We start from the raw sequence: 27,000 nt of genomic DNA, 5'->3' as shown, positions 1-27,000 counted from the left end.
GATCCTTAGATATTTATTTTATTGTTATTTTATCGACTTTAACAGTAACAGCACTTAAGTCGACAATATCGTTAGCCAAATCTTTCACATCAACAGTGAAAACCATCAGCCCATCAGATACTCCGGGAGCACACCATACAGTATACGTCCCATTTCCAGAAACATTCGTATCACCTGATCCCCCACCCCAGTATTGAGCAGACCAATCACCATCGGCAAAAGACAAAGCAGCTTTGTAACTTCCAATTGCTCCTGCTTTTAAGGTAACCCCACCAAGCGTGAAAGTAACAGAAATACTCTTATCAAAAATAAAATCCGAAGGCTTCACAGGAGGACTGGCTGCAGTACTTCCGTATGCATTATAAATTTCAATCCTTAGATTCCCGTTAGACTCAAGATCCCCATGAACTATCTTAGATTGATCAATAGTCATACTAGTACCCTCATCTTCTGATGCTGCTTTCATTAGTTCAAAATGATATACCATGTATTTAGCATCGGTATTGTCACGTCTACCTAACCATAAGCCTGATAATTCTCCTGATTCATCTTTTTCTGAACGAATAATTCTTAAAGCTTTATCCCCTGTTGTAGATAACATCTGTGACCCAGAAATAGCAAAACTTATGTCTGTATCAAAAATTATATTGTTATTAGCATCAGTCTTATATGTACCTTTCATTTCTTTAGCTGTGCCATCGGTAAGTATATAGCTTCCGGTTTTCTCTCCTGTTTTTGTCATCGACAAAGAAATATTATCAATCATACTCTTATTGTATGGATAGCCTGCAACAGAATAGTCAGCCGACGAACTCCAATTATTCAGGAATGTACCATCCAGACCAGTCCAGTTATATGGAGTATTAACAGACAACTTCCATTTCTTTGTAAATGTCGATGTTAAATCATCATTTGCATTTCCATTATACGGAGGTTCCGGATCTCCTGCAACCCAATTATCTTTATATTCCTTAGAAATATAGTTGAAACATGTGCCCGACGGAACAAGCATAATCTGCATAAAGTCTTCCGACAAATATAATATCCTGAATTCGGTAGCTGCCAATACTTCTCCATTTCTGCTAGTTACATTTACAGGATAAGCATCGGTAAAGGCAATAGTATGTTCATCCACATTAACCATATACGAACCATTGTAAGATCCTAAGCCATAAGCCTGTTGGTCTACCTTGATATTTGCACCGCCAATCAGGTCGAATGTCATTGTTCCAAAGTCAGCTGCATCGCACATCCATTTATTACCCGGCCAGTCTGCAAGCCAATACCATAAAGCATTACCATCGTCTCCGGCAAGAGGTGTGATAGCTTTTTTCCAATCCCATGCATCTGCATCAAGATAATTATCTCCTGAAGCTGTGTGAAGGGCATCCCAGTTATATGTACCTGTGAAGAAATACATCGGAGCTAAGAAATGACGACTAACTCCTTCGGCATCAAGGTCTAGGTACCATGTTTTGGATTTACCTACTCCTCCCGAGATCATAGTCCACACATCGTCATTTACAAAGTCTGCATAGAAATCATCAACCGTAAAAGTAACAGGTTCTCCATATACAATTCCTCCGGGTGTTTCTACCCCGAATGTTACATTGTAAGTACCTGGAAAAGGCATTTTCAACGTCACTTTTTGTTTCTGGCTACGTCCCTGAGGATGATTCCATAGTGGAGTATAACCATTTCCCATCAAACTTGTCAGATAAATAATATTGGGGTTTGAAGCATCGTGTTCAATCTTGAAGGCTATACCTTCAACCAAATCTTCTGCTTTTACATTCTTACTTCCTAAACTATAATCATCAGGAGAGCAAGAAACAAACATCATCGCGAAAAGAGCGAATAATGTAAATATATTAATCAGTTTCTTCATAATTATTAGTTTTTGTTTGTTACCAACCTGCATTTTGAGTAAGAACATTCTTCGATAATGTAATCTGAGTATTCGGTATCTGCATGAAACCTCTTGTTTTCTTAATATTCTCAGCAGTGATTACAACTTCATCTTCTGCATTGCCACTCAATACTTTTTGTGACTGGGCGATAGTAGAAGCAGCAACATCAAGCCCCTGACGAAGTAAGTCCCAATAACGAAGGCCTTCGAATGCAAATTCGAAACGACGCTCTTCCAGGATGTTAGCCTGAGAGACTGTCTTAGTTGTAAGTCCTGCACGCTTACGCACTTGGTCATAATAATTTTGTGCATTATTTGACCCCAATTCGGCAGCCATTAACAGCACATCCGCATAGCGTATAATAATATAATCCTGATCTTGAGAAATCTGAAAGTCATTATCACCTCCGGTATCAGAAGTACCATCAGGCAAAGCTGTTGGCGTATATTTCTTATTTGAATATCCGGTATACTCGCGTTGGTCTTTCTTATCATACTTAGCTTCAATTCCTTCTTTAGCTATGTCAATTATTGATGCTGTCTTTCTTTGGTCGTTAGCAGCAAAAGCATTCACTAATTTAGGATTTACAGTACACGCTCCCCAGCCTTTACCATAAGGCGACCAGTTTGTATTACGCATTCCCAACATAACCAACCAACGGTTTCCATCTACCATTCCGTTATAGTCGGATGTATTATTGAATTTTTCTGCAAAAATTACCTCTACATTTCCTGCTCCTGCATACCCCGACTTATCTAATTTATTATCGTCTGCATTCGGTATATAGCTTGCTGCAGGCCACATTTCTTTATATGTGGGCAATAGATCAAACTCTCCACTATCAACAATATCTTCCAATCCGGCTAATACCTCAGCCTTGGTTACACCCAAATCATCTTTAGCATAATAACCTGTATAGAATAAATATACACGAGCCAATAAAGCTTTTGCAGCAAAACTGGTTACACGACCGTCATTCTCACTAGCTTTAGCTTTAGGATAAGCATCGGCAGGAATATTAGCTGCAGCAAATTTCAAATCTTCAACGATCAGCTTGTATGTATCGGTAGGATCAGCCTGAGGTACATTATCGGTTGTTGGTGCAGTAAGAAGAGGAACACGTTCAAACAAACGAACAAGATCGAAATACAAAAGAGCTCTAATGAAGCGAGCTTCGCCTGCGATGCGGTTTACTGTTGCTGCCTGATCGCTCCAATCTGAAGCCTCCATCTTAGTCAATAACGTATTGCAACGAAAAATGCCTGCATAATAGCTTATCCAAGTCTGGTTGAATATATTATTATCAGAAGGCGATTGTGTAATATCGAAGCGGTCTAAAGCCTGATAAGCACGTCCGTCAGTATTACCGGTTCCGCCAAAACAATTATCAGATAGAAGTTCTGAGGTAACATAATGCGCAACCCCTCCATCAGAAGTAGTACGCTGGTATCCGTCATAGCAACCGATCAATGCCATTTCCATATCTGCGACAGTCTTATAAAAACTGCCATCAGTCAGATTTGTTTTAGATTCTGTATCAAGATAACTATCAGAACAGGAGAATAGTCCCATACTTACAGCTACTGCTACTAATATATGTTTAAACTTATTCATAGTTTATATCTCGTTTAATGGTTAAAATTTAAGGTTCACACCGAATAAATAAGTCCTCGGGCGAGGATAATAACCTAAGTCTATTCCTGACACCCAGTCTGATGTACCATAACCGATCTCCGGATCCATTCCATCATATTTAGTAAATGTGAATGCATTTTGTACTGATGCATACAGACGACACTGGCTGATGCATTTCAGGTTGATTAGTTTCGCAAAATCATAACCAATACTTATATTGCTTATACGTAAGAAATCACCATCTTGCAGATACAGGTCAGAGAATTGCCAGTTTATATTTGTCTCTGTTACACGAGGAATTTTGTTTGAAGTACCTTCACCTGTCCAACGATTAAGGATTGCAGTTGTATAGTTGGCCTGTTTGTTGGTATGGTTACGATAGGATTGAACAATCTTATTGCCCATTACTCCATTCGCATTCAGATTGAAATCAAATCCTTTATATTCGAATCCGATATTAAATCCAAAAGAGAAATCAGGCATACCATTTCCCAAATCGGTTTTGTCTGTAGCGTCTATTTTTCCATTTTTATCGAGATCAACATACTTAACATCTCCCGGTTTTACGTCAGCCTGTAGAATACCATTACCGGCAGCTTTCCAAGCCTCGATATCTTCCTCACTTTGGAATACCCCAGCGGTTTTATAACCCCAGAAATAACCAATTGCATAACCATTTTGAGCTCTGTAAAACTCCTCTGAGTTATCATAAAGCATTCCTGTGAGACCATGAATTATGCCATCATCTGTTGGGATATTACCCACTTTATTCTTATTATAAGATCCGTTTACGCCTATATTATAGTTTACTTGACCGATATTATCTCTCCATGTTAAGCCAAGTTCAATCCCTGTATTTTTTACATCACCACCATTTATATATGGAGCTCCGGCTCCCGCAGTAGCCAATATAGGAGCTACAACCAGCCAATCTTTTGTTTTCTTTGTGTAAAAATCAGCATTGATTCCTAATCTATTTTTTAACATATAGGCATCAAACCCAATATTGAGCTGTTCTGAAGTCTCCCACTTAACGTTTTGGTTAGACAAACGGCTTGGATAAGCACCGGCAACGTTTGTTTTGTTTGTGCCGAAGTTGTAATATGCAGCAGGATCACTACTTGTATAAGCTGTAGACGTATTTATTGGTGCAAGATATTGATCATCACTAATATTTTGGTTACCAACCTGTCCCCAACTTAAACGAAGTTTCAGAAAATCTAAAGTTCGGCTCTCTACCATACTTTGCATAAAGTCTTCATTTGTAATCACCCATCCTGCAGAGAACGAAGGGAAGTATCCCCATCTGTTACCTTTTGCAAACTTGGATGAACCATCAGCTCGCAAAGTTGCATTGAACATGTACTTCTCTTTATAGTTGTAGCCAACACGTCCGAAATAAGACACACGACGATAATCGTGTTCAGGCCTACCTCCTACATTTCTTGTTTCTACAACATTGCCATCACTATCCAAATGGGCCTGTCCTGTTGTATTATCCAAGTATGCATGGGAGAAATCATTAAACTGAGATAATAGATTCCAGTTAGATCCAGAAAGGAATGTTCCCTGATAACGTGTTGCCTCCATACCGACTAAAGCATTGATGGCATGATCATCGGCCAAAGTAAAATCATAACCTGCTGTATTAGTCCAAGTCAGCGTATGACCTTTACTCATATTCTGTAATGTAGTCGTATGATCTTTATTATAAGTATATACAGAGAACTGGTAGAATGGCTCAAAACTGCGATATTCGGATGCATAATAATTAATACCGAATACTGATCTTAACTTAAGGTTTTTAACTGGTTCTAATTCTGCATATACATCAGCCATCAATTTTTGAGAATCATTCTTATTGTTTGAGTTAGTCATCATTAAACCGTATGGATTACTATCTCCATTATACCATGGAGAGTTGCTTGTATCATTATACGGACTGTCATAGATATTATTATCGCTATATACAGGTGACAAAGGAGATGTGGTAAAAGCTCCACGTAAAGTATTATTATATTGGTTTCCAACACTTATACCTCTATTTTTGATATAGTTAAAGTTTAAGTGCTGCCCCACCGTCAATATCTCCTTATATAACTTATGCTCTGTATTGATACGGAAACCATAACGTTCATAATTAGAGACATCTTTACCTCCAACGACACCTTCTTGAGACGTATAATTCAATGAAAGGGCATATCGAGAAGCCTCTGGACCACCATTCACATTCAACGAATAGTTTTCAGTTTTAGCATCATCTTTAAACATTTGGTTAATCCAGTTTGTATTGGCAAGAGTACCCATCGAATCAAAGTCAAACAAAGCCGATCCCGAATTTAATGCTTGCTCATTCATTATTGCCATATATTCATTGGCGTTGAGCATTTTGGCTTTACGTGCAACATTCTGCACCCCATAATATGCATCAAAAGAAACTTGTCCTTTTCCTTTCGATCCTTGTTTTGTAGTTACTAAAATAACACCATTTGCAGCCTGAGCACCATATATGGCAGCAGAAGCAGCATCTTTCAAAACATCGATAGATTGAATATCTGCGGCATTCAATACACTGATATCTCCTTCAATTCCATCGATAATATAAAGCGGCCCTGAATTTCCTACTGTACCAAGTCCACGTATAGTAACTTTCATATCTGCACCCGGTTGTCCGGACGTAGAAGAAATCTGTACTCCCGGAGCTTGCCCCTGAAGAGCCTGAAGAGGATTAGTAGTGTTTAATTTAGCTACCTCATCGCCTTTTACTTGTAACGTAGCACCTGTATTCAGCTTTTTCTTCTGAACACCATAACCTATGGCTACAACTTCATTCAACACATTGGCTTCTTCTTTCAACTCTACGTTGAATACTGTTTGTTGCCCAACTGCAAACGTTTTAGAAGTGAATCCAATATAGGACACTTCGATCGTCGCATTTTCTTTCACACTTAAGGTAAACTTTCCGTCAACATCAGTCAAGGTACCATTTGTTGTACCTTTTTCTACAACAGAGGCGCCAATAAGAGGTTCGCCATCTGAGGTTACGGTTCCCGATATTCCACGTACTGACTGTGCATAAAGCGCAGCAACTGAGAGTAAGCTGATAATAAGCATCAGATATACCCTCCGCAAACAAATGCAACTTGTTTGCCGAAAAAATCTAGTCATTTTCTCATTCATGGTTTTTTAATAGTATTAGTGAATCTGAACTAAAAGTGATTTATGTAATAACAATAATTCTGCTTTATTCTGTCCTTTTTACAGAGATCTTCTTTCCTGAGTATTTCACTTCAGATATTGTGTTTTTCTTTCCTTTGGTAATCCATTCTACTTTCAATATTCTATCTTTAGCCATACCCGCATATTCGCCTTTAATATCATCGACAGTAAGCTGCTGAGAGGCTTCATCATAACTGAACTTAATAGTCGAATATGCCCCATTCTCATAGTTGTAGTTTACCCCTTCGTCTTCGTATAAAGTAAACTCTCCGTTTTTACCTGTATATACTTTTATGGTGAGATCTGTTTGAGCTTCTTTGGTAGTCTGAATATCATTTCCCATAGGCAAAATAGAACCTTCTTGTACAAAGAGAGGCATACGTTCGTAGGGTGCAGATACTTTTATGCTTTTTCCTCCGGTAACATATTCTCCTGTATCATAGTTGTACCAATTTGTACCGGCAGGAAAATATACGTCACGAGATGTTGCTTTGTATTGATATACCGGACAAACCATCAGGTTCGGCCCAAACATATATTGATCGCTTATATTATGAGTAGCTGCATCTTTTCCGAAATCCATTACCAAAGCACGCATAATGGTATAATCATTGAAGTATGTCATTCCGGCCAATGAATAGATGTATGGCATCATCTGATAACGAAGCTTGGTATAATGAACCATGCTATTATATGCAGGATGACCTTCAGGAGCAATATTATAGATCTCACGATAAGGATATTGTCCATGACTACGGAATAGCGGACAGAATGCACCAAACTGGAACCAACGAGCATTCAGCTCTCTCCATTCTTTCATATCTTCTGAGCCTTCTTTCGCATTTTCATAACGTTTTTCGACACAAAAACCACCGATATCCATTGTCCAATAAGGAATACCCGACATAGCAAAGTTAAGTCCGGCTGAAATCTGAGCTTTCATATCTTCCCAACGAGTACCGATATCGCCACTCCATGTAGCTGTAGAGTAACGTTGTAGTCCGGCAAAGCCAGAACGGGTAAGCAAGAAGACACGGTTGTTAGGATTAGTAGAACGCTGACCTTCATAAATACCCTGTGCATTAACAAGAGCGTAAGCGTTAAAGTACTCAACTGATGGACCTAAAGCTGTAGGAGTCATTAGCTCTTTACGATACTGCATACTTGCATTTGATAAAATATCCGGCTCGGAAGCATCCATCCACCAAGCATCAATACCTTTAGAATATAGCTTTTCGTTCAACTGATCCCAAAATAGTTTGCGAGCACCTTCGCTGTAAGCATCATAAAATCCTCCAATGTAACCCGGGCTGATCCAATCGCGAATACTATCTTTCACAGCACGGTTAAACATCCATCCTTTTTCGTCAAAAGCCTTGTAATTATCTGTCGTATAATAAAATTTAGGCCATACAGAAATCATAATATGTGCATCTTTTGCATGTACGCTATCCATCATTCCTTTTGCATCAGGGAAACGCTCGGTATCAAAATCATGGCTTCCCCATGCATCTTTCGGCCAATACGACCAATCTAATATTATGTTATCTAGGGGTATATTTCTCTTGCGGTATTCATCTACAACGCCAAGCAATTCTGTCTGAGTTTTATATCTTTCACGACTTTGCCAGAATCCCATTGCCCATTTAGGCATAATTTGCGATTTTCCTGTAACAGTCCTATATCCTTTGATCACATCATCGGCACTGTTTCCACGAATAAAATAATAGTCGATCTGATCGCCCATCTCTGACCAAAGAGCCAACTTGTTTTGTTCTTCCTGAGATTTCGGGCTCAAAGCTTTAAGTCCTATATATGATATACCGCCATCGGGTTTCCAATCGAGTTTTATTTTACGTTTTTCACCGGCTTTCATATCCACTGTGAACTTATAGCTATTCGGATTCCATGCCGTACGCCATCTTTCAGGCACTATTACCTCATTATCTAATGATATAGTTGTATAACCTGCATAATAAAGTATAAAATGATATTTACCAGTTTCCTTTGCCTCTATATCTCCTTCCCAAGTGATGCGAGAATTAAAGAACGGAAAGTCTTGAGGAAACTTCTTTATTGTTTCCAGATTTTCGTAATCAATCTGTGATTCTGATCTTTCTACAAAAACTTTATTTGGATCGGCATTTACCATATAAGTAGCGGTCAGCCCGCCTTCTTTTCCGGTTTTGTCATATAGCTTAAATTGATCCAAGTCGAGATAATCACGAGAATCACCGAACTTAGTCAATGAGTAGTTATCCCAAAGTATCCCATAGTTTTTGCTCGATAAAACAAACGGAACAGACACTTTTGTATTATATTGGAAAAGAACCTCATTCTTTCCCTTGTAGTTAAACTCATCAGCCTGATGTTGTCCAAGTCCATAAAAAGCCTCATCGGCAGGAGATTCAAAGACTTGCTGCATAGTATATGCTTTTGTTCCTTCGACTTCGATATCAGAAAATGATTTACCTCCTCCTTTATTTTCAGCTAGAAGCACATTACCATTTATATCAGAGAAAGTAACCTCTCCTGTAGTCAAAGATACCGTAGCAATGGTAGAAGCTGTTTTAAGAACAACATTTCCGTTTTCCTCTTTAGCATCCCATCCTGTTGTTTGTGTTTTATCATATATGGTGATAAGACTTTTTTTGTCAGAAAACTTATAGCCGGGAGTAGCCGAAACATGTATTACATCATCATTGACAACTTGCAATCTGATGTTTTTTGTAGCTAAAGCATTGTCCGTTTTCAGGTTTACAATTATTCCGTCACTCGTTCTCTGATATGGTCCGCTTTTACAGCCGATGAATAGAGCCATCGACAATAAACCGACCAAAAGCAGTTGATTTCTTTTCATGGTTATTATGGTTTAAGTTTCATTGATACAAAAATATCCCTGAATATGCAGAGAGGCATTCTTAAATGTTTTTAATGCAACCGTTAAAGATTCTCTACAGGGGTTTAAATGTTTCCATTTAGGGATTAAAATGCTAACAAAACATTAGGAATCGCTTTATTTATATAAATTTGTATCCATCGAACCTGAATACCTAGCAATGAAAAAACCATTATACACCCTTCTATTCTTCTTATTCTCTTTTATCATAAAAGCCCAGCAATTTGAATTCTCTCATTTGAATAATACAAACGGCTTATCAAACAATCAGGTGGAAGCAATCTTGAAAGACAGCCGTGGTTTTATATGGTTTGGTACAAATATGGGGCTCAACAGGTACGACGGGATAAACTTTAAAACATATAAGAATATAAAGAATGATAGTAAAAGTCCATCGTACGACCGCTTTACAGGAATACAAGAAGATATAAAGGGAAACCTATGGTTGCAGTCGAGTGCAGGGGTTTATATGCTATATGACTGGAAATCGGAATCTTTTATAAACAATATAGATTCACTGCTAAGCGATATAGGGTTACCTCCGGCACCAGCTATTATAGAAATTGACAAGAAGAAAGATTTATACATTTCATATCCAGGAAAGGGTATTCACAAATACGATGCAACTACTAACAAAATAACAATCTACAAGCAATCGAAGAATACAAACGATCTGGCTCTGTCTGATATCTCCGATATAAAAATAAAGGATAGCTACATTTGGGTTCTTCACAACGACGGACTTTTGGAACGTGTAAACATGCAGACAAACAAAGTGGATATGCGAAATACGTTCTTTAAAGACAACAACCAAAACTCTACAATACAGAAATCCTTATTTATAGATTCTGATAACGATATTTGGGTTTATCCAAGTATAGCGGATAAAGGCGTAGTATATCTAAATACAAAAGAAGGACAATGGACTTTACTGGACACCAACAGTAAGGTTGCATTATCGAGTAGCTTTGTCAGATGTGTGGGACAGGATATTAACGGACTGATATGGATAGGAACAGATCACGGTGGAATAAGCATTCTGGACAAAAAGAATCAAAAGATAACGGTTCTTAAAAATGATATATACAATCATAATTCTATCAGTCAGAACTCTATCATCAGTTTCTATAGTGAACCTAACGGAACAGTATGGGTAGGAACATACAAAAGTGGTGCATCTTATTACCATCCAAACCTTTTCAAATTTAGGAAATCGCCTCTCTTTTATATGTTCAACAAAAATGCAGAGATATTCGACTGCAATAGTTTATACAAAGACAAGAGTAATAATCTTTGGATAGGGACAAATGGAACCGGTCTTATCAAATACGATCAAAGCACGGAGAAAGTAGAACGTTTTCGTAATAATCCTAACGATGCGGGAAGTATCTCGTCTGATATTATCACATCAATATACGAAGATCACAGACAAACACTTTGGATTGGAACTTTTATGGGAGGGCTGAACGCCTTTGACGGTAAAAGTTTCAAAAAATTCCAATTGAATGAGACAAACCCAAATTCACTTTCGAGCAAAAGTGTTTATAGCCTTACCGAGGACAACGACCATAATTTATGGATCGCAACTCTTGGGGGCGGTATAGATCAATTAAATCCAGCAAGGGATACGTTTACTCATCACAATATGAGTAACAGTAAAGATCTTTTATCCAATTATATTGTATCTATGTTTGTAGATACTCAAAATAATATATTTCTAAGTACCGACAGAGGAATATGCGTATTAGACGAAAGTAAAAAAGAAGTAAGAAAATACTTTCCGAACAACACATTTCTCGATTCCCTTACCAGCATTGTCATAAACAATCTGATTGTAGATTCAAGAGGTCTTTTATGGATTGCTACGGACAAAGGGATCAATGTATATTATCCTACAAAACAACGATTTGAATACATTACAACCAACGAGGGACTACCGGGTGATGAAGTTGTATCACTCATAGAAGATAATGATGGCAATATATGGGCAGGAACCCGAAACGGACTGGTCTGTTTCTACTGTAAGTATGACAATCAGAAACTGACGTATACAATCGCATCTTTCGATGTTAACGACGGACTGCCGGGTTCGGTATTTAATACGAATGCTATATTTAAAGACAAAGACGGAATTATCTACATAGGCAGCACTAAAGGATATACATCTTTCGATCCAAGAAAAATAGTGTTTAATAAAAATGTACCTAAACCGCATTTCACAGATCTTCTTATTACCAATCAGGTGATTAAACCGAATACAAAATACAATGGACGTGTTATTCTCGAAAAATCAATAACAGACCTCGATGAGATTGTTTTACATTACGGTGAAACCAATTTTACAATACAATTTTCATCCCTAAATTACATCCATCCCGAGAAGAATCGGTATAAATACATGTTGGAAGGATTGGATAACAAATGGACTGAAACAAGCACCGGAATCGGCTCGGCGTCATATTCCAACCTTAATGCCGGCACATACAAACTTATTGTTTACGCCAGCAATGACGATAATGTATGGAGCAGTGAGCCTATTGTTTTGACAATCGTAGTAAAACCCCCATTTTGGCTATCATGGTGGGCAACCATTATATACATACTCATCACGATCACGGTCTTAAGGTTTTTCATAAAATATAAGTTGAATAAACAAAAAGAAGAATACGAACAGGCTCAAAAAATACTGGAAGCTCAGAAAATACATGAAGTAGACGAATTGAAATTCAAGTTCTTTACCAATATAAGCCATGAATTCAAGACTCCGCTCACGCTCATTCTTACACCGTTGGAGAAACTTATGAAATCATCTGTATCGGACGAGCAAAAAGCAACGATGAGCATCATGCACAAGAATGCTAAAAACTTGCTGAACATGGTGAACGAAATACTTGATTTCAGGAAGTTTGACCAAAACAAGATGACTCTCAATATTTCACGAGGGAATATTATAGAATTTACAAAAGAAATATGTCAGTCGTTTTCGGCATTGGCAGGAGAGAAATCAATAAAACTTACATTCACAACGTATCTGCAAGAACTGCAGATGGAGTTTGATAAAGAAAAGATGCATAAAATCATATCCAATCTGATTTCCAATGCATTCAAATATACAGAAGATGGACAGATAGATGTCAGTATTGGCATTTCCGAACTGTTACAAACAGATACACCAACCAAACAGCTATGCCTAAAAGTTTCTGATACAGGCGTTGGCATAGAGAAAGAATATCTCGAGAAAATATTTGAACGCTTCTTCAGAATAGAAAAAGCAGAAAAAAACAATCAATCGGGAACCGGAGTTGGACTCCATTTAGCCAGTGAATATGTAAAATTACATGGAGGCGAAATACAAGTGGAAAGTACAGAAGGAAAGGGTTCTACTTTCACAATATTACTGCCTATACAAAATTCGACATATAAGGAGTTAAGCAACCAAGACATTATACATTCGGGAGATATTTCTATTAGCGAAATAAAAGAAGGAGCCGAGCTCGATTTAAAGTCGGCGCAACGGGCACATCTTCCGCTTCTACTAATAGTAGACGACAATGAAGACTTTTGTGAATTTATCACCAGCTTGTTTATAGACGATTATCGCACCGTTATAGCAAATGATGGAGAAGAAGGATACAGCATTGTACTCGATCAACTACCGGATATTATATTATGCGATGTTATGATGCCAAAGATGGATGGATATGAGTTTTGCAGGCATGTAAAAGGTGATATACGAACATCACATATTCCGATCATACTACTTACGGCCAAATCGTCGGAAGAAAGCAAATATTCGGGTATTGAGGCAGGAGCAGATGATTATATCTCCAAGCCTTTCAACATTGACATGCTGAAACTAAAAATAGCCAAGATCATCGAGAGGCAGAAAAAGATACATAGCAACTTCAAGAAGAAAATAGATATTTCCCTGAGCGAAATAGAGATAACATCTATGGACGAAAAGTTTGTACAAAAAACAATCTCGATTGTGGAAGAAAACATTGGAAATCCTGAATTTCTTGTAGAAGACCTTTGCAAAGAGATGGGTATGAGCCGGGTATATTTTTACAAAAAAATATTGGCTCTGACAGACAAGACCCCTTCTGAGTTTATCCGCTTTATTCGTTTAAAGAGAGCAGCTGATTTATTGGAAAAAAGCCAGATGTTTGTCAATGAAATTGCCTTTCAGGTAGGATTTAATGATCCCAAATATTTCCGCAAGTATTTTAAAGAGGAATTTGGTGTAACCCCCAATGAGTATAAAAAAAACGTATCGAAATGATCCAGTAAACATATTACCCTCCTTTATGAAACATACGGAATAGATTTAAAGCTAAAAATGTAATATTTTTGTATTGTACGGTTAAAATCTATTCCATGAAAAAACTATTACTTATTCTGCTATCTATTTTGTTTGCGAATACCGAGGTATTTGCACAATATGTCTATCCGTTCCAAAACACAAGCTTAAGCGACGAAAAACGCCTCGACAATCTACTGTCTATAATGACAATTGACGAGAAAATAAATGCACTATCCACAAACTTAGGCGTTCCACGCTTAGGAATTAGAAACACAGGACATTCTGAAGGATTGCACGGGATGGCACTGGGAGGCCCGGGTAACTGGGGTGGTTTCACAATGGTAAATTATCAGCGTGTGCCGGATGTATATCCTACAACTACATTTCCTCAGGCCTATGGGCTAGGTGAGACATGGGATACAGAACTGATAAAAAAAGTAGCTGACATAGAAGCCACAGAAATAAGATATTACACACAAAACGAAAGATATACAAAAGGAGGTTTGGTGATGCGTGCCCCCAATGCAGACTTAGCCCGGGACCCACGTTGGGGACGCACGGAGGAGAGTTTTGGAGAAGACCCTTTTCTGGTATCGGAGATGGCGGTAGCCTTTATAAAAGGACTACAAGGAGACAATCCCCGATACTGGAAATCGGCATCCTTAATGAAACATTTCCTTGCAAACAGTAATGAAGATGGGCGCGATTCGACATCCTCTAATTTTGATAATCGACTGTTTCACGAGTATTATTCATATCCTTTCCGAAAAGGTATAGAAAAGGGCGGCTCTCAGGCTTTCATGGCAGCTTATAATAGCTGGAACGGAATACCCATGACAATCCACCCTATTTTGAAAGACATCCGTAAAGACTGGAACTTTAAAGGAATAATCTGTACCGACGGAGGAGCTCTTGATCTGTTGATAAAAGCACATAAGACATTCCCAACTCACACAGAAGGTAGTGCCGCCATCGTAAAAGCCGGTGTAGGACAATTCCTTGATAATTTTCGTCCATACATATACGAAGCCTTAGAAAAAGGGATGCTGACAGAAGCAGATATAGACAAGGCTATACGGGGAAATTTCTATATCGCATTGAAGCTAGGCCTACTAGATGGAGATCAGACAAAACTACCTTATGCTCATATAGGAGTTACCGATACAGTTTCGGTATGGAGAAATAAAGAGATACAAGATTTTGTACGTCTGGTTACTGCAAAATCTGTCGTGCTACTAAAAAATGAGAAAAAACTATTGCCTTTAAATAAGGGAAACATCAAGAGGATTGCAGTTATTGGTCCACGAGCCAACGAAGTATTACTAGACTGGTATAGCGGCACTCCGCCTTATACAGTTTCCATACTACAAGGTATAAAAAATGCAGCCGGTAACAATGTCGAAGTTATATACGAGCCTTCCAATGAAATGGACAAAGCCTATCTTGCCGCACAGAAAGCAGATATAGCCATAGTATGCGTTGGAAATCATGTATATGGTACTGATCCTAAATGGAAATATTCACCCGTGCCGAGCGACGGACGTGAGGCTGTGGATCGTAAAGCTTTATCACTCGAACAAGAAGACTTAGTAAAGATTGTACACAAAGCGAATCCAAATACCCTAATGGTAGTGGTCAGCAGCTTCCCTTTTGCTATAAACTGGTCGCAAGAAAATATACCGGCGATACTGCATATTACAAACAACAGTCAGGAACTCGGAAACGGTCTGGCTGACGTAATCTTCGGCGATTATAATCCTGCGGGCAGAACAAATCAGACTTGGGTAAAATCCATTGCCGACCTACCCCCGATGATGGATTATGATATACGGAACGGCCGCACATACATGTATGCAAAAGAAAAGCCGCTATACCCTTTCGGATATGGTCTTAGCTACACAAATTTCACCTACTCCGATATGGCTTTATCTTCTTCTACTCTTTCTAAAGGAAAAGATCTAAAATTATCCATAAATGTAAAAAATACAGGAGATGTGGATGGAGAAGAAGTAGCCCAACTATATGTATCGTTTCCTCAGTCAAAAGTTGTACGACCGATTAAGCAACTAAAAGGCTTCGATCGCATTATGGTCAAAAAAGGAGAAAATAAAACTTTTGAATTCACACTAAGAGCCGAAGAACTAGCATATTGGGACAACGATAAAGACTCGTTTGTAATAGAACCCGGAACTGTGAATCTCTTGATAGGATCATCTTCGGAAGATATCAGGCTGACAAAAGAAATACAACTAAAATAACCAATCTAAGACCTATGAAAATACGAATTATTCTTTGCCTCATCATTTGCTTCAGCACGCAGCTTGCGGCTCAACAAAAACGCATATTAGGTGAACCTATCGACATGAGTATCGACTTTAAAGATTTTCACAATACATTTTTCTTTGCCGACAAAGTGGCTTCATTTAACGGAGCAGAAGGGAAAGGGAAAATCTCGTGGAAACGAACATCATTGTACACTCGTCAGGCTTTTAATGTAAATACAATCTTACCACAAGATTTAAAGATGTTAGATTTTCCGGGCGAAGCCTATGAACAAAACCCCGAATTAGACTTCTCGGTAGATTTTGTCACACCACGCACATTGCGAATAAGAATGTTGACAACCCCTGTCCAACCTAAACCGTTCGACTCTCCTATGTTAGTCAAAGAACCGGGCAAAGACAGTTCGTGGAAATATTTTAAAACAGGAAATACCCATACTTACAAAAGCAATTACGGCAGTATAGAAATTGAAGAAAATCCATTCCGTATCACGTTGAGAGACGAAAAAGGAAAACGATTGACCGATACATGGCGTTGGTGCGACAATGATTCTTCGCAAGTAAAGGTTATCCCTTTCAACTTCATCAAACGGGGATTGGATAATAGCCGGGCAATAAACCCTGTATTTTCATTGTCTCCGGGAGAAAAAATATTTGGTTGCGGCGAATCTGTAACCAAGTTAGACAAAAGAGGACAAAAGGTTAATCTTTTTGTTACTGATCCGCAAGGTCCCGAAACAGATCAAATGTACAAGCCTGTTCCTTTTTTTATGAGTAATCGAGGTTACGGTATGTTCATGCACACATCAGCCCCTGTCACTTGCGATTTCGGGAATACCTATGTAGGTGCAAACAAGCTGTTCATGGGAGATGAAGCACTCGATCTGTTCATATTTATCGGCGAACCGAAAGACATACTGAATGAATATACCGAAATAGTAGGAAAGCCATCTATGCCTCCACTTTGGTCGTTTGGCACATGGATGAGCCGAATCACTTACTTTGAGCAAAGCGAGGGTTATGATGTCGCAGCCAAGCTACGCTCGTATAAAATACCGTCCGATGTTATTCATTTCGATACAGGATGGTTCGAAACAGACTGGCAATGCGACTATAAATTTGCGCCATCAAGGTTTTCCAATCCTCAGAAAATGATTGACGATCTAAAGAAAGATGGATTCCATATCTCGCTTTGGCAGCTGACTTATTTTACACCTAAAAATAAATTTTTCAATGAAATAATAGAGAAAAACCTGCATGTAAAAAACTCAAAAGGAGAAATGCCTTATGAAGATGCAGTTTTAGACTTTTCCAACCTTGAGACTGTAAAATGGTATCAGGACAAACTTGCAGGATTACTAAAAATGGGAGTTGGTGCAATAAAAGTAGACTTCGGAGAAGCCGCACCAATGGAAGGATTTTATGCGTCAGGGCGTGGTGGATGGTACGAACACAATCTGTATCCACTGCGTTACAACAAAGCTGTTGCAGACATCACCAAAGAAGTCAACAATGAAAATATTATCTGGGCTCGCAGTGCTTGGGCAGGAAGCCAACGCTATCCTCTCCATTGGGGTGGCGATGCTGCGAATACAGATATCGGTATGGATGCGACATTACGCGGAGGTCTCTCATTCGGGCTAAGCGGCTTCTCTTTCTGGAGTCACGACATAGGAGGATTTGTGGTTGCTGCTCCCGAGAATCTGTACCGACGTTGGTTACCTTTCGGATTTTTGACATCGCATAGCCGTGCACATGGAGCACCACCAAAAGAGCCTTGGTTATATAACGATAACTTTGTAAAAGCTTTTCGAGAATCGGCCGAAATGAAATACAAATTAATGCCGTACATTTATGCACAAGCTAAATTATGTACCGAAAAAGGGTTGCCTATGGTTCGGGCTTTGTTTGTGGAATATCCCGACGATCCTGGAGCGTGGCTCATAGAAGATCAGTATCTCTTTGGGTCTGACATATTAGTTGCTCCGATGATGGAAGCCGGAACGGAACGAAATGTATATCTACCCAAAGGCAACTGGATCGATTATCAAAGTGGAAAAACATATCAACAAGGATGGAATGTGATAGAAGCCGGCAAAATTCCTGCTATCATTCTGGTGCGCGAAGGTGCTGTTATCCCGCATGCCCAACTCGCTCAATCTACAGATAAAATCAATTGGTCTGATATAGAACTAAAAGTTTATGGAGACAAAGAAAAAGCGACAGGATTCGTTTGTCTTCCGTCAGACAATAAACTAACAGATATTATTCTTACAAAATCGGGTAGTAATTATCAGCTGGAAAAAGGACAAATACAAGGTGTGCATTATAGGATAAACAAGTAAAAAATGAAGTTCTACAAACTATTTTTATTATTATTTATTTTTTCATGGAGTGGACTTTCTGCTCAAAAGAAACAAAACGAATGGCAATACTATTTCGATAAGCCGGCATCCATATGGGAAGAATCAATCCCATTAGGAAATGGCAGAATCGGGATGATGCCTTGGGGTGGAATAGAAAAGGAACGAGTCGTATTAAATGAAATTTCTCTATGGTCGGGCAACAAGCAGGATGCTGATAATCCCGAAGCTTATAAATATCTAGGTGAAATAAGAAGACTTCTATTTGAGAAAAAGAATAAAGAGGCTCAGGAATTAATGTACAAAACTTTCACCTGCAAAGGCAAAGGAAGTGCAGGTTTGGAATATGGTAAATTTCAGATTTTTGCGAATCTGTATGTAGACTTTATATACCCTGACAAATCTGAAGCGACACAGTATAAAAGGGTGCTGGACATGAATAATGCACTGTCTACTGTTTCTTTCTCTAAAAATGATGTAGAATACAAACGAGAATACTTTACGTCTTTCTCGGATGACATCGGATTAGTAAAATATGCAGCAAGTAAGCCGGGAGCATTAAGCCTAAAAATATCATTGCAACGTGATGAGAATTTTAAAACTTATGCGAGTGGCAATACGCTTTATATCTTTGGACAATTGGAAGCAGGAGAAAACCATTCGGGGATGAAATATCTGGGAATGGTGAAGGTGATAAACAAGGGTGGAGAATTATCCGCGACAGACAAGGAGATAGATATCAAGAATGCGAATGAAGTCACCCTATATGTTTCATTAGCCACTAACTACAACGGTACAAATCATGAAAAAGCAGCTTCTGAGCTATTGAACAATGCCGGAGTCAATTACGAGAAACTAAAAAAGAAACATATTGCAAAATATCAGGCTCTTTTTAATCGTGTAGATCTCACTTTAGAAAAAAATAAGAATTCCTCACTAGCAATAGATAAGCGACTGGAAGCATTTGCAACAGACAAAACAGATTACGATCTGGCTGCCTTATATATGCAGTACGGTCGTTATCTATTGATATCGTCTACCCGAGAGGGAAGCCTCCCTCCTAACCTGCAAGGACTGTGGGCTCCACAAATAAACACCCCTTGGAATGCTGATTATCATTTGAATATCAATCTACAGATGAATCTTTGGGGAGCTGAAATGTTTAATCTTTCTGAGCTCCACAAACCGACTATAGAATTTGTGAAATCGTTGGTAGAGCCGGGAGAAAAAACAGCAAAAATATATTATAACAGCCGTGGATGGGTCGTTCATATTTTGAGTAATATATGGGGCTTCACTTCTCCCGGAGAACACCCTTCATGGGGAGCAACCAACACGGCCGGCGCATGGATGTGCCAGCATCTCTGGGAACACTACTTATACACTCAGGACAAAGAATATCTAAAATCTGTATATCCGACAATGAAAGGTGCGGCTTTATTCTTTGAGGACATGCTGATCGAAGACCCTAACAACGGCTATTTGGTTACGGCTCCGACTACTTCTCCTGAGAATGCTTACATAACACCATCGGGAGACGTGGTAAGTATCTGTGCAGGTTCAGCGATGGACAATCAGATTATTCGTGAATTATTTACAAACGTGGTGAATGCTGCAAAAATATTAGAGGTAGATAATGAGTGGATCAAAGATATCTCAGCGAAGAAAGAACGACTAGCACCTACTTCAATCGGAAAATACGGACAGGTAATGGAATGGCTCGAAGATTATGAAGAGAGTGAAATCCACCATCGCCATGTATCACAACTGTATGGACTACATCCGGGAAATGAACTTACGTATGAAAAGACTCCCGAACTGATGCAAGCGGCTAAAGTCACCCTGACAAGACGAGGAGATCAGTCGACAGGATGGTCTATGGCATGGAAAATTAATTTCTGGGCACGGCTCAAAGACGGAAATAAAGCTTATAAACTGATTGGCGACCTGTTGAAACCCGCTGAAAATAACTGGGGCACCTATCCAAATCTGTTCAGTGCACATCCTCCGATGCAAATAGATGGCAACTTTGGCGGATCAGCCGGAATAGGGGAAATGCTTCTACAAAGCCATGAAGGTTTTATAGAACTACTGCCTGCTATACCCGACGGGTGGAAGAACGGAGAAGTGAGAGGCATGAAAGTAAGAGGGGGTGCAGAAATTTCCTTTAAATGGAAAGATAACAAGATCCAATATATACATATCACGGCAACTGCAAGCAATCAGTTTGTGATTAAACTACCTAGCGGAAAGCCTTTGATTGCAGGAACAAAGAACTATAAAATAGAAAGTAATAGATTATACCTGACATTGAATAAGGGAAATAAAATTGAAATTACGTTAAACAAATAAATATTAAACAATTACAGAAAACATGAAGAAACTATTTTTTTATGTATTATTCGGCTTACTCTTATTGCAAGCAAACGGGCAAACAAAACAGATTCCGGTCTACCTCGACGATAGTAAACCTATGGAGGTCAGAATAGAAGATGCTCTATCAAGAATGACTTTGGAAGAAAAGATTGCGATGATACATGCTCAATCTAAATTTAGTACACCCGGAGTTCCTCGTCTGGGTATTCCTGAAATATGGATGAGCGACGGCCCTCATGGAGTACGTATGGAAATAGATTGGGACACATGGAACCATGCAGGATGGACAAACGACTCATGTACAGCTTTCCCTGCATTAACATGTTTAGCTGCGACATTCAACCCCGAGCTTTCTCTGAAATACGGAAATGCACTGGGAGAAGAAGCTCGTTTCAGAAAAAAAGAAATGATTCTTGGCCCCGGTGTCAATATTTATCGCACGCCGATGAATGGCCGTAACTTTGAATATATGGGTGAAGACCCTTACTTAGCCTCTAAGATGGTTGTTCCTTTCGTTAAAGGGGTACAACAAAACGGAGTAGCTGCAACGATGAAACACTTTGCCCTAAATAACCAAGAACTATGGCGCGGGCATATAGATGTAGAAGTGAGCGACAGAGCATTATATGAAATATACCTGCCTGCATTCAAAGCCGGAGTAGAAGAAGGCAAGGTATGGGCGATAATGGGTTCTTATAACAAATACAGAGGTCAGTATTGCAGCCATCACGAAAGACTTATCAATCAGATACTAAAAGGAGAATGGAAATATGACGGTGTGGTAGTTACAGACTGGGGAAGTGCCCACGACACACGTGAAGCAGCGTTGTACGGTCTTGATATAGAAATGGGAACTTGGACTAACGGGCTCACATGGGGTCAAAGTTTTGCTTACGACAATTACTATCTGGCAAAACCATATCTGAAGATGTTGGAAAAGGGCGAATTGCCGATGTCTACCCTCGATGATAAGGTTCGTAGAGTATTACGTCTAAACTTTAGAACAAATATGGACAGAAACCGTCCATACGGTAGTTTTGCGACACCCGAACATGCAGCTGTAAGCCGTGAAGTGGCTGAGCAAGGTATTGTATTGATGAAAAATACAAATAACTTTTTCCCGATAGCTAAAGACCGCTACAAGAAAATTGTTGTAATCGGAGAAAATGCAACCCGTTCTTTAACCGTAGGTGGAGGATCGTCTGAACTGAAAGTAAAGAAAGAAGTTTCTCCTCTCGAAGGATTAAAAATTAAATATGGTGCTGATAAAGTATTCTACACGATGGGGTATGGTTCAGGACCTAGCGTATATGATCATTTCATTCCGTCTCCATACAACGCGGATTCATTGAAGCGAGAAGCTTTGGCTTTGGTTAAAGATGCAGACGTTGTTTTATTCTTCGGCGGGTTAAACAAGAACTATCAACAAGACTGCGAAGGCGGAGACCGTACTTCTTACGACCTGCCATTTGGTCAGAACGAACTGATCGAAGACTTGTTGAAAGTAAATAAGAACATGGGAATCGTTATCGTCAGTGGCAACGCCGTGGCTATGCCGTGGTTGGATAAAGTACCTACCTTGATGCAGTCATGGTATCTTGGTTCGGAAGCAGGAAATGCGACAGCGAATGTAATTGCAGGTGACATCAATCCTTCCGGAAAGTTACCATTCAGTATTCCGAAGAAGTTAGAAGATAACGGTGCTATGTCTTTCGGTACAATTTCCTATCCGGGAGATAGCATCAAACAGATATACAAAGAAGATATCTTGGTTGGTTATCGTTGGCACGATACAAAGAAAATTCCGGCATTATTTCCTTTCGGCTATGGATTGTCATATACCACATTCGAGTATGGTAAAGCTTCTACAGACAAGAAAGAGTACACTAAAAATGACGAAATTAAAATAAGCCTAACTCTTACTAACAAAGGAAATGTTGACGGTGCTGAATCAGTACAGATATATGCATCACAGCAAAAACCTTCGATGGAACGCCCTGCTAAAGAATTGAAAGCATTCAAAAAAGTTTTCCTAAAAGCCGGAGAGACTAAAAATGTAGAACTGTCAATACCTGTCAAAGACCTTGCTTTCTTCAATGACAAAGCACACGAATGGGTCGTAGAATCGGATAAGTTCACATTGCATTGTGCTGCATCATCTGCCGATGTAAAAAGCTCTGTAACAATAAATGTGAAGTAAAATTATCTTTATATAGGAACCTGACAGAAATGGAAAGGTGACAAACAGAATCTTTAAAAAAAGTGTCACTTTTGTCACCTTTTTATTATATTAAATTGAAAAACAATCATATAACAGAAGACCATGAAAAGCGTTTTTAGAGCATTCTTTCTCTTTTGCCTCACTACTTTGTTAATCAGTCAGGCTTTTTCGCAAACGGGATACAAAAATCCTATAATACCGGGGTTCAATCCCGATCCGAGTGTTTGCAGAGTAGGAGACGATTTCTATCTTGTAACTTCATCATTCGAATATTTTCCGGGGCTACCTATCTATCATAGCAAGGATCTTATAAACTGGAAACAAATAGGACATTGCCTAACAAGAGATTCGCAATTGTCATTACAAAAAGTTTCAGCATCTGGAGGACTATATGCTCCGTCTATACGTTACCACGATGGGCTATTCTATGTCATTTGTACAAACGTATCGGACAAAGGTAATTTTTACTGTACAGCTACCGATCCGGCAGGCCCTTGGAGCGACCCTATCTGGGTAGATATAAAAAGCATAGATCCTGATATCTTCTGGGATGAAGATGGTAAAACATATTTTGTAACTCAAGGAGACGAAGGTATCCGAGTTACAGAAATCGATATTAAAACAGGTAAGGTATTATCTCCCGAACGTCTTGTTTGGGGCGGCATAGGAGGTCGTTTCCCTGAAGCTCCCCACATTTACAAAAAAGATGGTTTCTATTATCTTTTGCTGGGTGAAGGAGGAACAGAATATATGCATAGTGCCACGATAGGACGCAGCAAGAATATATTCGGCCCTTACGAATCATGTCCATTAAATCCGATACTGACTCATGCCAACAGAAGAGGGCAAAGCAATACTATACAGGGTGTAGGACATGCAGATCTTGTACAGGCAAAAGACGGCTCTTGGTGGATGGTATTTCTAGGATTCAGAGTAACGCATCAATGGGCATATTATCATGTATTGGGACGTGAAACATTCTTAGCTCCTGTAGACTGGCCTAAAGGTGGCTGGCCACAAGTGAACGGAAACGGAACTGTATCGCTAAATATGGACGTTCCTACACTCCCACTCCATCCGGTAGAAAAAGCAGCTATACGTACAAACTTTGATGCAGACAAACTTGGTTTCGAGTGGCAATATGTACGTAATCCTGTCAGAGAAAACTATTCGTTGACAGAAAAGAAAGGATGGATAAGAATCAGTACATCTCCATATACATTAGACGAAACTGAGGCAATATCAATGATCTGCCGCCGACAAACAGAGCATGATTTCAGAGCTGAAACTCTTTTAGAGTTCAATTCATCTGCTAATAACGAGGAAGCGGGAATGACATTGATACAAAATAATACGCATCACTACGACTTGTTATTGAAAAAATCGGGCAGTCAATATATAGTGCAATTACGTGTAAAAGTGGGATCACTTTCTTACATTGCAGGAGAAAAACAAGTTAAAAGTAATAAACTGAAGTTGAAGATTGAAGGTACACCTTCGCAATACGCTTTTTATTGCGCAGAAGCTGATAGCGATAACTTCAATGAATTGGGAAGGCTAGATACCCGGTACCTAAGTACTGAGGTTGCAGGTGGCTTTACAGGAGTGATGATAGGACTTTACACATCTTCGAATGGGAAGCCAAGTAAAGCCAAAGCCTATTTTGATTGGTTCGATTACGATGCAAAAAGATAATATAAGATGAAGGTGGGATAATTGTTATTGTTCTATTTTTGTCATTCTGAGTGTAACGAAGAATCTCCACCTTCAATACACGAGAAGTTTCACTTCGTTCAACATGACAAAGAAAACAACAGCAATTATTCCACCTCTTTACTGTATCAATAAATACTCTCTTTAGCTACATCGATAAACAGTTCAGACAATTTCCGGCTGACAGCATCGGCATACTTCCTACCTTTCTCTGCTGTTGACTTTTTAGGGTTTCCAATCCCTGTATCATGAGATACCTTCGCCCAATTTCTTGGTGTCCAGCCAGTACCGTCTCTAAGAGATTCAGCACTAAAGGTTTTAGACGCTCCGTCTCCTGCAACAGATAGGTTCACCAACTCCGGATGGTAATGCATCATCATTGAGGTTTCCATTTCGCCGGCATGGTCGTCTTTTTCTTCAAAATACCCAGTCTGAGGAACAATGGCGAACAGATTACTTATCACAATCAAAAAATCAGGATATTGAACAGCCAGATCACGTATCATATTCTTAAAGCTATTTCCACCATGTCCGTTTACAATAACAAGTTTATGTATGCCTTGATAGTTCAGCGAAGAGACGATATCCGACAGTATGGCTTTTTGCGTCTCATAACCGGCATGCAAACAAAAAGGTAGTTCTCTTTGCCCCGGATTCTGCGAGCCAAGATGTATTACAGGCAATACCATCCCTTTCACTTTTTGTTTTTCGTATGCCTTAATGACCGCATCTACTGACAAATCGTGAGCCAGATAGCAATCTGTCATATAAGGTAAATGATAATTATGAGGTTCGGTAGCACCCCATGGCTGCACTGCATAATCGTACTTTTCATTCTTCGTGTCGTTGTATATTGCTGACAGCATATCAAATCGCGTGTTCATATCCTTATTTTTTTATTATTTGTAAAGATAACAATAGCTTTTTATCTTTGTTGGGTAAAAAACAAACAGATGAAAGAAAAGATCATAGAGCTCAGAAAAATACTTCCCATACCAATGGGTGAAGCCATACAAATGTTGAAAGACAATGATAATGATGTAGAAAAATGTGTCTACCTCTTCAAAGCTAAATCGATAAAGGAAATCCAATCTCTTACCGGCTGCGACGAAGAAATGGCTAATAAGTATTATGAAGCAGAGAAGTATGATTTCAACAGAGCAGTATCGGCTATAAGGGAAGATCTTTTCGACAAGAATTATATGCATATAGAGGGAGTAACCAAAGAGAATATCAGTTTGATATATCAATGGCTAAGACTTATTGAAGATAAAGACTTCGGGCTGTCATTAGACTTCTCGTATCTCAATATAGTATTGGATACATTGCTGTTAATCCCTCCATTGAAAGAGACCGCAGAAACAATCCGAAAGGCAAAAGATGCTAAGGATATCATTTTCGAAGGATATTCAGACACCGATAGCCTGGACGAGTTTGTTCGCCGCTACAAAAAGCTTGACGACAGCGAAGAATTTCAAAAAGCGGATCGTATAGTAAACTTAAAGCTCACTATTATAAGAGAAGAGTTGATGCGACATGCTCGAAACTTATAATAAGTTACTCTGTTATAAGGAGCATATCATTTTCATCGAACTGCCAAGATTCAGCATAAGCAACCTCCCAATAATATCCGTCTAAGTCTCGGAAATATCCGCTATAACCTCCCCAAAAAACAGCTTGGGGATTTTTTATTACCTTACCGCCAAAACTCTCTACATCGGCAAAGATAGCATCTACTTCTTCCTTCGATTTTGCATTATATGCCAATGTAAATCCCGCGAATCCTGTGTTTAGCTCAGGTGTAGCTGAACTGTCGATATCCTCCGCTAACATTTTCAGGGGGTAAAGAGCTAATTTTGTCCCGCCGTTATTAAAAAAGACAATTGCAGGATTGTCTTCTATATTGGGAGTTGCAAAGCCAAGCTTCTTATAAAACGCACAAGAGGCTTTTACATCTTTTACTCCCAGTGTAATAATATTTATCCGATTCATTATAGTAATTCTTTAATATATCCAAATATAAGATTATATATTGTATAAAAGAAGAGGAGTGGACGTATCCACTCCTCTTTCAAAAAA

Annotated in this window: 13 protein-coding genes; 7 read left to right on the top strand and 6 right to left on the bottom strand. The window is 39.0% G+C overall.

What is annotated here, in order from left to right:
- Positions 1 to 13: 13 nt before the first annotated feature.
- The 4 genes from BGO84_RS12330 to BGO84_RS12315 all read right to left on the bottom strand — a co-directional run bounded on the left by BGO84_RS12330 (position 14) and on the right by BGO84_RS12315 (position 9,585).
- A complete protein-coding gene (locus tag BGO84_RS12330) occupies positions 14 to 1,888 on the bottom strand; it encodes a hypothetical protein (RefSeq protein WP_291029533.1) in 1,875 nt (624 codons plus the stop codon).
- 19 nt (positions 1,889 to 1,907) lie between these two features.
- Complete coding sequence (locus BGO84_RS12325; RefSeq protein ID WP_135103865.1) at positions 1,908 to 3,524, bottom strand: RagB/SusD family nutrient uptake outer membrane protein; 1,617 nt, start codon at positions 3,522 to 3,524, stop codon at positions 1,908 to 1,910.
- 21 nt (positions 3,525 to 3,545) lie between these two features.
- Positions 3,546 to 6,713, bottom strand: a complete 3,168-nt coding sequence (locus BGO84_RS12320) for a TonB-dependent receptor (RefSeq protein WP_135103864.1) — start codon at positions 6,711 to 6,713, stop codon at positions 3,546 to 3,548.
- A 76-nt stretch (positions 6,714 to 6,789) separates the two neighbouring features.
- Positions 6,790 to 9,585: a TIM-barrel domain-containing protein gene (locus BGO84_RS12315; protein ID WP_366246701.1), complete on the bottom strand. Its 2,796-nt coding sequence runs from the start codon at positions 9,583 to 9,585 to the stop codon at positions 6,790 to 6,792.
- A gap of 238 nt (positions 9,586 to 9,823) precedes the next feature.
- On the opposite strand from BGO84_RS12315, the gene BGO84_RS12310 reads away from it, so the two are divergent.
- From BGO84_RS12310 to BGO84_RS12285, 6 genes are all read left to right on the top strand, one after another.
- Positions 9,824 to 13,945: a two-component regulator propeller domain-containing protein gene (locus BGO84_RS12310; protein WP_291029530.1), complete on the top strand. Its 4,122-nt coding sequence runs from the start codon at positions 9,824 to 9,826 to the stop codon at positions 13,943 to 13,945.
- Between the two features lie 95 nt (positions 13,946 to 14,040).
- On the top strand, positions 14,041 to 16,224 hold the full coding sequence (locus BGO84_RS12305; RefSeq protein ID WP_291029529.1) for a glycoside hydrolase family 3 C-terminal domain-containing protein: 2,184 nt from the start codon (positions 14,041 to 14,043) through the stop codon (positions 16,222 to 16,224).
- 104 nt (positions 16,225 to 16,328) lie between these two features.
- Complete coding sequence (locus BGO84_RS12300) at positions 16,329 to 18,593, top strand: alpha-xylosidase (RefSeq protein WP_291029590.1); 2,265 nt, start codon at positions 16,329 to 16,331, stop codon at positions 18,591 to 18,593.
- 3 nt (positions 18,594 to 18,596) lie between these two features.
- Positions 18,597 to 20,963 carry a glycoside hydrolase family 95 protein gene (locus tag BGO84_RS12295; protein ID WP_291029527.1) on the top strand — a complete coding sequence of 789 codons (2,367 nt, stop codon included), beginning with the start codon at positions 18,597 to 18,599 and terminating at the stop codon, positions 20,961 to 20,963.
- Between the two features lie 22 nt (positions 20,964 to 20,985).
- The gene (locus BGO84_RS12290; protein ID WP_291029525.1) at positions 20,986 to 23,187 is read left to right on the top strand and encodes a glycoside hydrolase family 3 C-terminal domain-containing protein; all 2,202 of its coding nucleotides are present in this window, start codon (positions 20,986 to 20,988) and stop codon (positions 23,185 to 23,187) included.
- A 123-nt stretch (positions 23,188 to 23,310) separates the two neighbouring features.
- Positions 23,311 to 24,903, top strand: coding sequence for a glycoside hydrolase family 43 protein (locus BGO84_RS12285; protein WP_291029524.1), 1,593 nt, complete (start codon positions 23,311 to 23,313; stop codon positions 24,901 to 24,903).
- Positions 24,904 to 25,049: 146 nt separating this feature from the next.
- Here BGO84_RS12285 and BGO84_RS12280 read toward each other — a convergent pair whose 3' ends face one another.
- Positions 25,050 to 25,805 carry a creatininase family protein gene (locus BGO84_RS12280; protein ID WP_291029521.1) on the bottom strand — a complete coding sequence of 252 codons (756 nt, stop codon included), beginning with the start codon at positions 25,803 to 25,805 and terminating at the stop codon, positions 25,050 to 25,052.
- Positions 25,806 to 25,874: 69 nt separating this feature from the next.
- Here BGO84_RS12280 and BGO84_RS12275 point away from each other — a divergent pair, with 69 nt between their 5' ends.
- A complete protein-coding gene (locus BGO84_RS12275; RefSeq protein WP_291029519.1) occupies positions 25,875 to 26,474 on the top strand; it encodes a hypothetical protein in 600 nt (199 codons plus the stop codon).
- 4 nt (positions 26,475 to 26,478) lie between these two features.
- Here BGO84_RS12275 and BGO84_RS12270 read toward each other — a convergent pair whose 3' ends face one another.
- Complete coding sequence (locus tag BGO84_RS12270) at positions 26,479 to 26,913, bottom strand: VOC family protein (protein WP_291029517.1); 435 nt, start codon at positions 26,911 to 26,913, stop codon at positions 26,479 to 26,481.
- Between the last annotated feature and the right edge of the window lie 87 nt (positions 26,914 to 27,000).

Source organism: Dysgonomonas sp. 37-18, assembly GCF_001899125.1.
In the GTDB taxonomy this organism is placed as follows: Bacteria; Bacteroidota; Bacteroidia; order Bacteroidales; family Dysgonomonadaceae; genus Dysgonomonas.
The sequence above is the reverse complement of the archived record's forward strand: the minus strand, read 5'-3'. Positions and strand labels throughout refer to the sequence as shown.

Bases quoted from the DNA above. Each gene is read 5' to 3' on its own strand.
- BGO84_RS12330 (WP_291029533.1), bottom strand. From the start codon at position 1,888: ATGAAGAAACTGATTAATATATTTACATTATTCGCTCTTTTCGCGATG.
- BGO84_RS12325 (WP_135103865.1), bottom strand. From the start codon at position 3,524: ATGAATAAGTTTAAACATATATTAGTAGCAGTAGCTGTAAGTATGGGA.
- BGO84_RS12320 (WP_135103864.1), bottom strand. From the start codon at position 6,713: ATGACTAGATTTTTTCGGCAAACAAGTTGCATTTGTTTGCGGAGGGTA.
- BGO84_RS12315 (WP_366246701.1), bottom strand. From the start codon at position 9,585: ATGGCTCTATTCATCGGCTGTAAAAGCGGACCATATCAGAGAACGAGT.
- BGO84_RS12310 (WP_291029530.1), top strand. From the start codon at position 9,824: ATGAAAAAACCATTATACACCCTTCTATTCTTCTTATTCTCTTTTATC.
- BGO84_RS12305 (WP_291029529.1), top strand. From the start codon at position 14,041: ATGAAAAAACTATTACTTATTCTGCTATCTATTTTGTTTGCGAATACC.
- BGO84_RS12300 (WP_291029590.1), top strand. From the start codon at position 16,329: ATGAGTATCGACTTTAAAGATTTTCACAATACATTTTTCTTTGCCGAC.
- BGO84_RS12295 (WP_291029527.1), top strand. From the start codon at position 18,597: ATGAAGTTCTACAAACTATTTTTATTATTATTTATTTTTTCATGGAGT.
- BGO84_RS12290 (WP_291029525.1), top strand. From the start codon at position 20,986: ATGAAGAAACTATTTTTTTATGTATTATTCGGCTTACTCTTATTGCAA.
- BGO84_RS12285 (WP_291029524.1), top strand. From the start codon at position 23,311: ATGAAAAGCGTTTTTAGAGCATTCTTTCTCTTTTGCCTCACTACTTTG.
- BGO84_RS12280 (WP_291029521.1), bottom strand. From the start codon at position 25,805: ATGAACACGCGATTTGATATGCTGTCAGCAATATACAACGACACGAAG.
- BGO84_RS12275 (WP_291029519.1), top strand. From the start codon at position 25,875: ATGAAAGAAAAGATCATAGAGCTCAGAAAAATACTTCCCATACCAATG.
- BGO84_RS12270 (WP_291029517.1), bottom strand. From the start codon at position 26,913: ATGAATCGGATAAATATTATTACACTGGGAGTAAAAGATGTAAAAGCC.